We start from the raw sequence: 12,747 nt of genomic DNA on the forward strand, positions 1-12,747 counted from the left end.
AATGACACAGCTACCGAAGCAGACGCTGCGCGTGGGTTTCGTCGGATCGGGCTTCATCGCCCATTTCCATCTGAAATCGATGATCGGCGTGCGTAATGTCGAGGTCACCGGCGTCTTCAGCCGCAAGGCCGAGAACCGCGAGAAATTTGCAAATGAGGTCGAGGCGCTTGGTCTCGGCAGCTGCCGCACGCATGAAAGCCTGGAAGCGCTGCTGACCGCCGATGACGTCGACGCGGTCTGGATCCTTTCGCCCAACTACACCCGCATCGACGTCATGCGTTCGCTGCACAAGGCCGTCAAGGACGGCCGCAGCAAGGTCTTCGCCGTTGCCTGCGAAAAGCCGCTTGCCCGCACGGTTGCCGAAGCCCGCGAGATGCTGTCGCTGGCCGAGGATGCCGGCCTCAACCACGGTTATCTGGAAAACCAGGTTTTCTGCACGCCGGTGCTGCGTGGCAAGGAAATCATCTGGCGGCGCGCGGCGTCGACCACCGGGCGCCCCTATCTGGCGCGCGCGGCCGAGGAACATTCCGGCCCGCACGAACCCTGGTTCTGGCAGGGCGACAAGCAGGGCGGCGGCGTGCTTTCGGACATGATGTGCCACAGCGTCGAGGTCGCGCGCTACCTGCTAACGGCGCCCGGTGCGCCGCGCAATTCGCTGAAGATCAAGGCGGTAAACGGCACCGTCGCCAACCTCAAATGGACGCGTCCCCACTATGCCGAACAACTGCGCAATCGCTTCGGCAACGAGGTCGATTATCGCAACCGGCCGTCCGAGGATTTTGCCCGCGCCACGGTGACGCTCGAAGACCAGGACGGCAACGAGCTGATGATCGAGGCGACCACCTCCTGGGCCTATGTCGGCGCCGGGCTGCGCATCCAGCTCGAATTGCTCGGACCGGAATATGCGCTCGAATACAATTCGCTCTCTACCGGCCTGAAGATCTTCATGTCGCGCGAGGTCAAGGGCTCGGAGGGCGAGGATCTCGTCGAAAAGCAGAATGCCGAGCAGGGCCTGATGCCGGTGCTCGAGGACGAGGCCGGCGTCTACGGCTATACCGACGAAAACCGCCACATGGTCGAGTGCTTCCGCAAGGGCGAAAAGCCGCTCGAAACCTTCGAGGACGGCCTTGCTGTCGTCGAGATGCTGATGGGGCTTTACCGGTCGGCAGAAATCAACGCGACGCTCAACTTCCCGGCGCCGGAGCTCGAACATTACGTGCCGGTCGTCGCGCGCCGGGGTGCCTGACGACTGAAGTTCAGGCCCGCGCGGTCGAGGCCGTGAGGCCGAGATTGCGGAGCAATTGGGCGGCGGAGGCAATGACCGTCCTCGCCGGCCCGCCCGCAACGAGGGGGGTCGGCTTAGACGCCTGCGCGTAGAGCCCCCCAATAATTATACGCTTTCCTCCATGATCCCGGTTGACGGGGATCAATGTCGCCGGGTGCGCAGTTGCCTAGGCTGACTCAGTTCTTAGGTCCGGTCGCGAGGAGGAAACGCGATGACATACAAGACAATTCTCGCCGTGGTCGGCGTCGATCATTCCGCAGACGATCTGCGTGCCGCGGCACAGGTCTGCGTTTCGGCAAACGCTCACCTCTCCCTGTTGATCGTCAAGCTCGCCGCTTCTCCGCCGATCGGCGATTTTGCCGCCGCCATCTCGATTGACTGGCTGAACGAACGTCAGCGCGAGGTAGACAAGCTCGAATCCTGCGTGGCAAGCGCAACCGACGTTCTCACCCGGGAAGGCATCTCGTTCAGCGTCGAAACGAAATACACCGAGGCTGCCTGGGCCGATGACGAGATCGGCGAGCGCGCACGCTATGCCGACCTGACGCTCGTCGGCGACGGCCTGATGCTGGACCCGGAGCTGCGCTCGCGCACCATCGACGGGACGCTGTTCAACTCCGCGCGACCGGTCCTCGTCCTGCCCAAGGGCAAGCCCGCGCGGCTTGATCCGAAGACGGTGGTGCTTGCCTGGAACTCCCGGCTGGAAGCGGCCCGTGCGGTGCGCGAAGCGCTCGACCTGCTGAAGGGCGCCAAGATCGTCCACGTGACGATGGTCGACCCGCGTTCCGCCTACGGCAAGAACGGCGAGGAACCCGGTGCCGATATCGCTGGCTACCTTGCCCGGCACGGCGTTTCGGTTTCCGTCGAGCGGCTGCCGAGCGGCGGGCATCGGGTCGATGACGTGATCAATAGGTTCGCTTCCGACGTGGCCGCCGATCTGATCGTCATGGGCGCCTATGGCCACTCCAGAATGCGCGAACGCGTCTTTGGCGGCGTCACCCGGTCGATGCTCGAAAACGCAGTGGTTCCCGTGCTGATGGCCCATTGACCGGCAGGGCCGAGCGCGCAGCCATCTGACTGCGCGCCGACGGTCATCACCCCGCAGTGGCTGCCCGCCCGGTCACCTCATCGATCTCGATTTCGAAGAAGAGATGCGGCGAGGCGCCGGTAATTGCCTGATCGCCAGGCTTCAGACCGCCCGGTTCCCACCAGTTCACGCGCTGTTCGAGAAGCGACCAGGCGTTCATGCGCTCGCGATGCCATTGTTTCGTATCCGGCAGTTCCTGATAGCGGCCGTAGATGACGACGCTTCGCCAGTGCTTCCGGTCCGTTGCCGTGTCTAACTGAATGCAGACGCGGGGATTGGACCGCATCCAGTCGATCTTCTGCCCGGGCATCGAAAAGCCGTAGAGCCTGTTGGCGGCAAAAGCATATTGGATGGGCACGACATAGGGCTGGCCATCCCGGACGCACCCGAGGCGGGCGATGTGGTTCTCGGCGACGAGGTCGATGCATTCCTGCCGCGACATTTCCCTGATCAACATGAAACTCTCCTTTTGAAAGAGGTCATCTGGCACCAGTCTCTGCCTGTCAGGAGAACAGGCATTGATCTCGCTCAATTCGGGCTTTCGGGCCTCCAGCGCCGAAAATTGTCGGGCACGAGCGGAATAAACCGCCCGACACCCCGTTTGCCCTCCCACGAAATCAGCCCGGTGGCTTTCGTGCGGCGCGGTTGCCGCGCGAGCCTGGGCCAGCAAAAAGGGAGCGTAGCTATGACCATCAGCCCGGTGATCGCTTCGGAAAAAGACCTCGTCACCCTGAACGCGGTGGTAGCCGAACGCATTGACGGCCATATGCCGGTGAGCCAGGTGCGCCTGCTCGTCGGCGCAATGCTCGTCGCCTTTGCCGCCGTCCTGATCTTTCTCGCGGCCGACGGCCTGGCGCTGCCGATGCGCCTTTCGCTGATGGTGTTTGCGACGACGCTGATCTGCTGGACGATCTTCGACCTGCCGGAAACGCCGGTGGCGCTTGCCGGGGCGGCGGCTTTGGCCGTGACCGGCGCCGTCGGCGAAGAGGCGGTTTATGCCGCGCTTGGCAACGACATCGTCTGGCTGATGATGGCGGCATCGGTGATCGCGGCGGTGCTGCAGGCATCTGGTCTCGTTGAGCGGCTCGCCTTCCGGCTGCTTGCCCGTTTCCGCGATGTCAGCCGGCTGTTCTGGGTGGTGACGCTGACGATCTTCGTGACTGCCTTCGTCATCCCCTCGACCTCGGCGCGGGCGGCGATCTTCATGCCGGTCTTCCTGGGGCTTGCCTCGACCATCGGCCGCCCTGGCGTCACCCGCGCGCTGGCCCTCCTGTTCCCGTCGGTGATCCTGCTTTCGGCGGCCGCCTCGCTGACCGGCGCTGGCGCCCATCTCGTTGCCGTCGATTTCATTCGCCGCAGCGGCGGTGAGGCGCCGGGTTTTCTCGGCTGGGCCTTGCTTGCCGCGCCCTTCGCGCTGCTGACGAGCCTCCTTGCCTGCGGCCTGATCCTGCGCTTCTTCCTCGACGATGCCGACCGGAACTCGCGCCTCGACCTGCCGGCCGCGCCTACGGAGAAACGTCCGTTTTCGGCGCGCGACAAGGCAATCCTTGCCGTGACCGCTGCGATCGTCGCAGCACTCGCGACCTCGGACCTGCACGGCATCGCGCTGCCGGTGGTGGCACTCGTCGGCGCTCTTGTCCTTGCGTCGGAAAAGATCTCCGGCATGCCGTTCCGCAAGGCGCTGAAAGGTGTCGAGTGGAACCTGCTTCTGTTTCTTGCCGGCACGCTCGTCATCGGCGAAGCGCTGCTGTCGACCGGCACGGCGACGGAACTTGCCGATCGCCTGATCGGTGCCTTCGGCCAGATCGGCAAGCCGCCGGCGTGGCTGGTCGTGCTTCTCGCCATTGCGGTCGCGACCTTTGCCCATGTCGTCCTTGCCTCGCGAACGGCTCGCGCGACGGTGCTCATTCCGGCCGTTGCGCTGCCGCTGGCGGGCTTCGGGGTCAGCCCCGCCAGCCTCATCATGGTCACAGCCATAGGTAGTGGCTTCTGCCAGACGCTGATGGTTTCGGCGAAGCCCGTAGCGCTGTTCGGAGGTATGGAGCCACCCGCTTTCAGCCCTTCCGATCTCCTGCGCTTGGCCTTGATGCTGGCCCTTCCGTTTATCGCGCTGCTTGCCCTCTTCGCGCTTTTGATCTGGCCGGCAGTCGGGTTGGCAACATGACGATAAGCATCTGATATAATGTCATTTTAAGAGCCGAAGCGTCTGTCGCTTCGGCTTTTTTCTTTTTCTTTTCGTAAAAGAAAGAATTCTGCATTTCGGCCGGAATAAACGTGGCGAGCCGCCGTTTCTCCCTTGCATCCGCATTGTCACAAAAGTGCAAGGAGATTGTCACATGTCACTTACCATTCTGGTTGCACCGTCCGGTTTCAAGGAAAGCCTGTCGGCGGAAGAAGCTGCCGACTGCATCGAGAAGGGCGTGCTGCGCGCCTGCCCGAGCGCCGAGGTCCTCAAGGTGCCCATGGTCGACGGTGGTGAAGGTTTCACCAAAGCGCTCGTCGCTATCACCGGCGGCAGCCTGCACGAACTGACCGTGACCGGTCCGCTCGGCGAGCCCGTCGCCTCGCATTTCGGGTTTCTCGGCGGGCAGTCCGAACGAACGGCCGTCATCGAAATGGCCGCGGCTGCCGGTTTGCGGCTGGTCCCGCGCGATCGCCGCAACCCCTGCATCACCACCAGCTGCGGCGTCGGTGAGTTGATCCGGGCGGCCCTCGACGCCGGTGCCCGCCGTATCCTGCTTGGCTGCGGCGACAGCGGCATCAACGATGGCGGCGCCGGCATGGCCGCAGCCTTGGGCGTGAAGCTGCTCGACCGGAAGGGCAAACCGCTTGCGCCCGGCGGTGCGGCGCTGGCGTCGCTGGCGCGCATCGACATTTCGGGCCGCGATCCGCGCCTCGCCGAGGTTCGCATCGACGCGGCCGTCAACTGGCACAATGTGCTGCTCGGCGAGCGCGGCGTCGCCCGCGTCTTCGGACCGCAGAAGGGCGCGACGCCGGAGCAGGTGGAACTGCTCGCGGCCGCGATGGAGACCTATGCCGCAGCCATCGAGACGGCAACCGGCATCGCGGTCGGCGACGCACCGGGCGCGGGCGCGTCCGGTGGTCTCGGGGCGGCGGTCATGGGGCTGCTCGGCGGCGCGCTGCATCCGCGCTACGACATCGTGATGCGCTATCTCGATCTCGACAGCATGATCGCCAGGGCCGATCTGGTGATCACCGCCGAAGGCAGCCTCGACGGGCAGACGCCGTTCGGCAAGGTGCCGGCCGAGGTCGGGCACAGGGCCAAGGAGGCGGGCCGTCCCGTGATCGCTCTCGCCGGCACGATCGGCAAGGGCGTGACCCTCAATTTCGAGCACGGCATCGACGCTTTCGCCTCGATCCTGAAGGCGCCCTGCACCCTCGACGATGCCATCAACGCAGCACCGAAACTGCTCGTGCGCGCCGCGGAAGACGCCGTGCGCATGGTGCGCGTCGGCATGCTGCTCAACGAACGCGGACTGGCTGCCTGATTGACGCATCTACCGGTCTGGCGGGATGGTGGCGTTACCGCCTCCCGCCGGAGCCGCGCGGCGGCTATCGTCATGCAATCGCCAAGGTTGTCCTCTCAGTCTTCGTAAACGCAGGACGGATCACGAGGACCAAACGTAAAATGTCAAATGGATGGGAGGAGTCGGCGGCTGCCTGGATTTCCGGGCTGGGCGCCGAGGGGGATTTTGCGCGGCGCTTCGTCCTCGATGCGCCCATGCTCGAAAGGGCGCGGCAAAGCGGGGCAAGGGCTGTCCTCGATGTCGGGTGCGGCGAGGGGCGGTTCTGCCGGCTGCTTACGGCGGAGGGGCTGAGCACCGTCGGCATCGATCCCGCCGGGTCGCTGGTTAGTCAGGCGAGGCGTCTGCATCCGGATGGTGACTATCGCATCGCACAGGCCGAAGGACTGCCTTTCGCCGAGAAGACTTTCGATCTGGTCGTTGCCTATCTCAGCCTCATCGACATCGCCGATCTGGATGGGGCGGTTGGCGAGATGAACCGGGTTCTCCGCCCGGGCGGTCATCTGCTGATCGCGAACCTGACCAGCTTTTACAGCGCCAGCAACCCGACCGGCTGGCGCGATGGCGGCGATGGCAAGCGCAGTTTCATGATCGACCACTACATGGATGAACGGTCCGATTGGATCGGCTGGGGCGATCTTCGGGTCATGAACTGGCACCGGCCGCTCAGCACCTACATGTCGCTGTTGCTGGGAGCGGGCCTGCAGTTGCGCTATTTCGACGAACCACTGCCGCGTGGCGGCGAACCGGAACAAAGGGACCTCTTTAGAAGGGTCCCCCCGTTCCTGGTCATGGATTGGCAAAAGCCGTAGTTCAGTGCCGCCCGCTCGACGCTGCTACGAGCGGCAGAGCTCGCGGGCATTGAGAACGCCCCAGCCGAACACGGGATCCTTGCCCGGCGCGCCGAGGTCCTGCGCCGTCTCCGTGACGAGTTTTGCAACTTCCTGGGCCGACAGCGACGGATGCGAGGCCCTGAGAATGGCGGAGGCAGCCGTGACGAAGGGGGCGGCAAAGGATGTGCCGGTCTTGGGCGCTGCCCCCTCGATCGAGGCTGCCGTCCAGACACTCGTGCCGAGTGCTGCGACATCGATATGCTCGCCGCGCCCGGCGCGGCGATAGGGCTTGAAGTTGCGGTCGACCGCGGTGACCGCGATCATCGCCGGATAGGCGGCCGGATAGACGGGTTTTGCCCGCGGGCCGTCGTTGCCGGCCGCCGCCACCTGGATGATGTTTCGCTCGGCGACAAGCGCGACGGTCTTTTCGAGCAGCAGATTGTGTGGCCCGGAGAGGCTCATGTTGATGACCGCGACCTTGCGCGAAGCCAGGAGATTGATGGCGCGCACGAGATCGTAGGTCTCGGCGATATCGCTCTCGCCGCCCTTTCGCTGGAAGGCGTCGACGGCGATCAGGTGGGCATTGCCGAGCAGGCCCGGCGCGCGACTGTCCTTCCGCCCGGCAATGAGAGCTGCGACCGCAGTCCCGTGCTGGCGGCCGGATTCCGGTGCCTCTTCCTCCGCCAGCCTGACGATGTCGAGCCTGACGTCTTTCAGTGAGGGATGGGCGGGGTTGATCGCCGTGTCGATCAGCCCGATCGGGCCGGCAGCCGTGCACGCGGCGCCGGCGTCGGGCCAGCCGATGGCGGTGCGAACGAGCGCGCAACCGCCGTCGGCACAGGGAGCCGGTGAGGCGGTGCCTTCGTTCGGCTCGAAATAGTGGTTGAGATCGGCGATTGCTCCGGGCGTCGCACCCGCGACCTGCCGGCGGGCATCCTCGAGCGTCATGCCGCGGGGGACGCCGAGCTTGACGATCTCTGTCGTCGAAAGCCCGAGCGGCTTTCGTGCACGCACTGTGAAGCCGCTTTCCGCAAGGCGCTGGATGGCGGCATCGTTGAGACCGAGCGCGATGATTTCACCGGGAACATGGGTTGCCCGACGCGCTGCCGGACGCTGGCGCACGACGCGGCGCTCCGGCGTTCCGCGGAAGAGATCGAGCAGATTGCCGCCTCCCCGCCAGGTGTTGCTTGAGTCGCGATCGCCTGAGCCGCGGGACGAACCGCCACCGCCACCATCGTCATCGTCGTCGTCCGCCTGGGCCTGACTGATTGAGGCAAAGCGAACGGTTGAATTGCCATCGTTACTACCGCCAAAGGAGAGATCCCCAGCACCGGTTGCCAGGCCGCACAACGACAGGACGGTCAGTCGAAACAGGCGTTTTTTCAAGGTTTTCTCCTTGTGTAGCGGCATCCGAAAACGAAAGCTTACCGTGAACGGACGGACCATAAGTGGTGACTTTCGGGTGTAGTTCCCATAACGCTCAACGGATGAATGGACAAATTATTCCACCGGTGACGAAGGGTAGCGCCAAAAGGAACGCCCGATGACGGATCCGACCATCGTCTTCGGCGAGCGCCTGGTCGCGTTTCTGCCGAACCTGCGCCGCTTTGCCATTTCGCTTTGCCGGTCGCGCGACGTGGCCGACGATCTGGTGCAGGCGGCCTGCGAAAAGGCGCTTGCCGGTTCGGACCGCTTCGAGGAAGGCACGCGCTTTGACGCCTGGATGTTCCGCATCCTGCGCAACCTCTGGATCGACCAGCTGCGCCGGCAGAAGACCGCCGGCCCGACGGAGGAGATCGAGGCGCAGGCCGAACTCGCCGTTCCTTCGGGCGAGGCCGGGAGCGAGGCGCGCATGGCGCTGAAGAGCGTGGCGGCTGCGATCGACGGCCTGGTGCTCGAACAGCGCGAGGTACTGATCCTCACCTGCGTCGAGGAGCTTTCCTACAAGGAGGCAGCCGAGGTTCTCGGCATTCCGATCGGAACCGTCATGAGCAGGCTCGCCCGGGCGCGTAAGAATCTTGCGGAGGCAACGGGAATAGAACCGCCGGTCGCGCGTTCACAGGACATGAGAGGCGGGACAAGATGAGCGACACGGAATTCAGCGATGAAATCTTGATGGCGTTCGCCGACGGCGAACTCGACGAGGAGACGATGCGCCGTGTCGAGGCGGCGCTGGAAACGGACGACGAATTGATGGCGCGCGTGGCAATGTTCATGGAAACGCGCGCCGCCGCAAGCGAGGCGCTGAAGCCGGTGCTCGACGAGCCGGTGCCGGACGAACTGGTCGCTAAGGTGCGGGCCATGGCGGCGGCCGCAGGCGACGCAGCGCGCGCGGCGGACGCACCGGCTGCAGCCGGCGATAATGTCGTGGCCTTCCGGCGCCCTGCGGATCAGCCGGCGTCGCCGAACGGTAGCCCCTCGCGGTTTCTGATGGCGATGGCAGCGTCGCTGCTGGTGGTCGTCGGCGGCGCTGGCGGCTACCTGCTTCGCGGCGGTGGGTTGGCGGATCCAGGCGGGGTGCCGGGCGCGATGCAGGTGGCCGGCACTGTCGGCCCGGCGCTCTCCGCCATCCTCGACAAGGCGGCTTCGGGAGACGAAGTCGCCGTTGGTGAAGGGCAGGGGACGGTCCGGCTGGTATCGGCATTCGAGCTCGGTTCGGGGCAGCTCTGCCGCGAATACGAACTCGCCCAGCCCGGTGAGCCCGGTCTGGTGTCGGTCGCCTGCCGCAAGGCGTCGACCTGGCAGACGCGGCTCGCCGTGGCCAGACCGGAAGGCGGAGACGGCTATGCGCCCGCCTCTTCGCTTGAGACCGTCGATGCTTTTCTGACGTCGATCGGCGCCGGGCAGCCGCTCGATGCGGACGCCGAGAAGAAGGCGCTCTCCGGCACGAAATAGACCGTGAATTCCAACGTCCGTCGGGCAATCGCTGCGCGCTTCCGGCTTTATCCTAGAGCGGAACCGAAAGCCCGACCTTCACCGGATCCATCGTCACGAAGGTGCGGAAGCGCTTGATGTTCGCATTGCCGAAGAACATGCGCCGGGTGAAGGCCTCGTAGTCGGCCATGGTCGGCACGATGACGACGAGCATGAAGTCGACGTCACCGGTGACATAGTAGCATTGCTGCACCTCGGGTGCCGCCGTGAATGCCGCCTTGGCCGCATCGAGCAGGGCGATCTGCTCGCTTTCGACCTCCACCTCCACCAGGATCGTCAGCGCCTGATTGACGCTGACCGGATCGATCAGCGCGACATTGGCGCGGATGACGCCGGTTTCTTCCATGCGCTTGATCCGCCGCTGGACGGCGGGCGCCGACAGATTGACCGCCTCGCCGATCTGGCGCTGCGGCGTCGTATTGTCCTTCTGCAGGATGGCGAGAATCGCAAGATCGAAGCGATCCAGTTCGACCTGTGGCTTTTTCGACGGTGCCATCCAGTGCCTTTCGGTTCCTGCTCTCCGGGCCCTGAAGGTGGAACCCCACGCCACGGCACCCCATTAACTTTACAAACTTGCATTCTCGACGGCCATTTAGAGCGCATTTCTCGGCAACGATGAAATAGATTTTCGTGGTCCACGGAGATTGCACCATGTTTCTCGCCAATTCCCATGCCGATTTCGGCCACTCGCTACTGCCCGCGGATGCCGACATGCTGTCGCTTGCCGCCGCCGCCCGTGTCGAGCAGCAGCTTGCGCGCCGCCCCGACCATCGGCCGACGCCGCTTCATGCCTTGCCCGCATTGGCGGACGAACTCGGTATTGCGGGCGTCTTCGTCAAGGACGAAGGCCATCGCCTGGGTCTCGGCAGTTTCAAGGCGCTTGGCGGTTCCTATGCGGTGATCCGGCTGGTGGTCGAGGAGGCGGAACGGCGTCTCGGTCGCAGCATCGATCTCGACGATCTCGACCGGCCAGAGGTTCGGGCAATTGCCGCCGCCCAGACCTTCGGCTGCGCCACCGATGGCAATCACGGCCGCTCGGTTGCCATGGGCGCCCGGCTTGTCGGCGCGAAAGCGGTGATCTTCGTGCACGGAGGCGTCAGCGAAACGCGCATCGAGGCGATCGCGGCCTATGGCGCGGAGATCGTCCGCGTTGCCGGGACCTACGACGATTCCGTCCGGGAGGCCGCGCGGGTCTGTGACGAAAATGGCTGGACCGTCGTCTCGGACACCACCTGGCCGGGCTACGAATACATTCCCGGCCTGGTGATGCAGGGCTACACGGCGCTGCTGAGCGAGGCGCTGCGGCAGATGGAAGAGCCTCCGACGCATGTGTTCGTGCAGGCGGGCGTTGGCGGCATTGCGGCGGCGACCGCGGGGCATCTGGCGCTACGTTATGGCGCGGAGCGTCCACGTTTCGTCGTCGTCGATCCGGCGCGCGCCGCCTGCCTCTACGAAAGCGCCAGAGCCGGACATCCGGTCAAGGTGGCGCATGGCGAGCCGACGATCATGGCGATGCTCGAATGCTACGAGCCGTCGCTTGTCGCCTGGCGTATCCTGTCGCGCGTCGCCGATGCCTTCATGACCGTCGACGAGCAGGATGCCGTTTCGGTGATGAACCGGCTTGCGCGGCCGACAGGCTCTGACCCGGCGATCGTGTCCGGCGAAAGCGGCGGCGTCGGCCTGGCCGGGCTGCTTTCGGTTGCCCGCGATCCAGCGCTGCGGGAAACGCTCGGACTGACCGCGCAGTCGCGCGTCTTCGTCATCAATACCGAGGGTGCGACGGACCCAGAGCGTTATGCTGCCCTGGTCGGCCTGTCGCCCGAGACCGTCGCCAACACATCGAACGAAAGAGGATGACCATGGCGGGAATGGATTTTGACCGGCTTGTGAAGGACATGACCTCCTGGCGCCGCGACCTGCACGCGCACCCGGAATTCGGTTTCGAGGAACAACGCACCTCATCCTTCGTTGCGGCAAAGCTCAGGGAATTCGGGCTCGACGAGGTGGTGGAAGGTGTCGGTGGTACCGGCGTCGTCGGTCGGCTGAAACGCGGCAGCGGCAACCGCGCCATAGCGCTTCGGGCCGACATGGATGCGCTGCGGATACCGGAACAGGGAGAGCTTCCCTATCGCTCGACGAAGCCCGGCACCATGCATGCCTGCGGCCATGACGGTCACACGGCCATGCTGCTTGGCGCCGCCAAGATGCTCGCCGAAGACGGCGGCTTCGATGGTACCGCATGCTTTATCTTCCAGCCGGCCGAGGAGTGGGGCAAGGGCGCGCTGGCGATGCTCGACCACGGACTGATGGAACGTTTTCCCTTCGACGAAATCTACGGCCTGCACAACATGCCGGGGCTGCCGGTCGGCCGTTTCGAAACCCGCGTCGGCGCCATCATGTCGGCGGAGGACAATTTCGAGATCGTGCTCAAAGGCGTCGGCGGGCACGCGGCGCGGCCGCACTGGGGTAACGAGACGCTGGTCGCCGCCTGCGCCACCGTCGTCAATCTGCAGACGATCGTGTCGCGCCGCCTCTCGCCGACGGATATCGGTGTCGTTTCGGTCACCGAGCTTTTGACCGACGGCACGCGCAACGCGCTGCCCGGTCTCGCCCGCATCCTCGGCGATGCCCGCAGCTTCCGCCCGGAGGTCAGCGCCAAGATCGAAGCGGAGATGCGGGTGATCGCCAAGGGTACGGCGGATGCCTATGGCTGCGAGGTCGAGGTCAACTACACGCGCGAGTTCGTGCCACTGATCAATGACCCGGCCCTGACCGGCCACGCCTTTGCCGCAGCAGAAACGGTGTTCGGGACCGGGAATGTCGCAACGGCCGCCGAGCCGATGACCGGCTCGGAGGATTTCGCACGCTTCCTTGAGCACGTTCCGGGCTGCTTCGTCTTCATCGGCAATGGCGAGACATCGGCGCCGCTGCACAATCCGCGTTACGACTTCAACGACGACGCCCTGATCTTCGGCGCGCGTTATCACGCCGAGATTATCCGGCAGAGACTGGCGTTGGCTGATAGCCGGCCATGAACCAAAATCCGCATGAAAGCAGGACTAA

The 12,747-nt window shown here is 64.9% G+C and carries 12 protein-coding genes; 9 read left to right on the top strand and 3 right to left on the bottom strand.

What is annotated here, in order from left to right:
* Position 1 precedes the first annotated feature (1 nt).
* Positions 2 to 1,246 (top strand): Gfo/Idh/MocA family protein, encoded by a 1,245-nt coding sequence (locus tag IB279_RS16145; RefSeq protein ID WP_060521983.1) that lies wholly within the window; start codon positions 2 to 4, stop codon positions 1,244 to 1,246.
* A gap of 250 nt (positions 1,247 to 1,496) precedes the next feature.
* Entirely contained in the window at positions 1,497 to 2,333 is an 837-nt protein-coding gene (locus tag IB279_RS16150; protein ID WP_090296811.1) for a universal stress protein, read from the top strand.
* Between the two features lie 46 nt (positions 2,334 to 2,379).
* Here IB279_RS16150 and IB279_RS16155 read toward each other — a convergent pair whose 3' ends face one another.
* Entirely contained in the window at positions 2,380 to 2,829 is a 450-nt protein-coding gene (locus IB279_RS16155; protein ID WP_113504688.1) for a pyridoxamine 5'-phosphate oxidase family protein, read from the bottom strand.
* A gap of 228 nt (positions 2,830 to 3,057) precedes the next feature.
* Here IB279_RS16155 and IB279_RS16160 point away from each other — a divergent pair, with 228 nt between their 5' ends.
* The 3 genes from IB279_RS16160 to IB279_RS16170 all read left to right on the top strand — a co-directional run bounded on the left by IB279_RS16160 (position 3,058) and on the right by IB279_RS16170 (position 6,729).
* Complete coding sequence (locus IB279_RS16160) at positions 3,058 to 4,536, top strand: SLC13 family permease (RefSeq protein ID WP_246801958.1); 1,479 nt, start codon at positions 3,058 to 3,060, stop codon at positions 4,534 to 4,536.
* A 172-nt stretch (positions 4,537 to 4,708) separates the two neighbouring features.
* Positions 4,709 to 5,881 carry a glycerate kinase gene (locus IB279_RS16165; RefSeq protein ID WP_113504687.1) on the top strand — a complete coding sequence of 391 codons (1,173 nt, stop codon included), beginning with the start codon at positions 4,709 to 4,711 and terminating at the stop codon, positions 5,879 to 5,881.
* A 140-nt stretch (positions 5,882 to 6,021) separates the two neighbouring features.
* A complete protein-coding gene (locus IB279_RS16170; protein WP_113504686.1) occupies positions 6,022 to 6,729 on the top strand; it encodes a class I SAM-dependent methyltransferase in 708 nt (235 codons plus the stop codon).
* Between the two features lie 24 nt (positions 6,730 to 6,753).
* Here IB279_RS16170 and IB279_RS16175 read toward each other — a convergent pair whose 3' ends face one another.
* Positions 6,754 to 8,160, bottom strand: a complete 1,407-nt coding sequence (locus IB279_RS16175) for a S8 family serine peptidase (RefSeq protein ID WP_162765869.1) — start codon at positions 8,158 to 8,160, stop codon at positions 6,754 to 6,756.
* A gap of 133 nt (positions 8,161 to 8,293) precedes the next feature.
* On the opposite strand from IB279_RS16175, the gene IB279_RS16180 reads away from it, so the two are divergent.
* The gene (locus IB279_RS16180) at positions 8,294 to 8,836 is read left to right on the top strand and encodes an RNA polymerase sigma factor (RefSeq protein WP_034805673.1); all 543 of its coding nucleotides are present in this window, start codon (positions 8,294 to 8,296) and stop codon (positions 8,834 to 8,836) included.
* On the top strand, positions 8,833 to 9,645 hold the full coding sequence (locus IB279_RS16185) for an anti-sigma factor (protein ID WP_192339348.1): 813 nt from the start codon (positions 8,833 to 8,835) through the stop codon (positions 9,643 to 9,645). The genes IB279_RS16180 and IB279_RS16185 overlap by 4 nt, the downstream gene beginning before the upstream one ends.
* Before the next feature lie 52 nt (positions 9,646 to 9,697).
* On the opposite strand, the gene IB279_RS16190 is transcribed toward IB279_RS16185, so the two are convergent.
* Positions 9,698 to 10,180: an Lrp/AsnC family transcriptional regulator gene (locus IB279_RS16190; RefSeq protein ID WP_034805679.1), complete on the bottom strand. Its 483-nt coding sequence runs from the start codon at positions 10,178 to 10,180 to the stop codon at positions 9,698 to 9,700.
* A 155-nt stretch (positions 10,181 to 10,335) separates the two neighbouring features.
* Here IB279_RS16190 and IB279_RS16195 point away from each other — a divergent pair, with 155 nt between their 5' ends.
* Both IB279_RS16195 and IB279_RS16200 read left to right on the top strand, forming a co-directional pair.
* Positions 10,336 to 11,541, top strand: a complete 1,206-nt coding sequence (locus IB279_RS16195) for a diaminopropionate ammonia-lyase (RefSeq protein ID WP_192339349.1) — start codon at positions 10,336 to 10,338, stop codon at positions 11,539 to 11,541.
* 2 nt (positions 11,542 to 11,543) lie between these two features.
* Complete coding sequence (locus IB279_RS16200; RefSeq protein ID WP_113187118.1) at positions 11,544 to 12,719, top strand: M20 aminoacylase family protein; 1,176 nt, start codon at positions 11,544 to 11,546, stop codon at positions 12,717 to 12,719.
* Positions 12,720 to 12,747 lie beyond the last annotated feature (28 nt).

It is taken from the genome of Ensifer sp. ENS06, assembly GCF_014852205.1.
Classification (GTDB): Bacteria; Pseudomonadota; Alphaproteobacteria; order Rhizobiales; family Rhizobiaceae; genus Ensifer; species Ensifer adhaerens.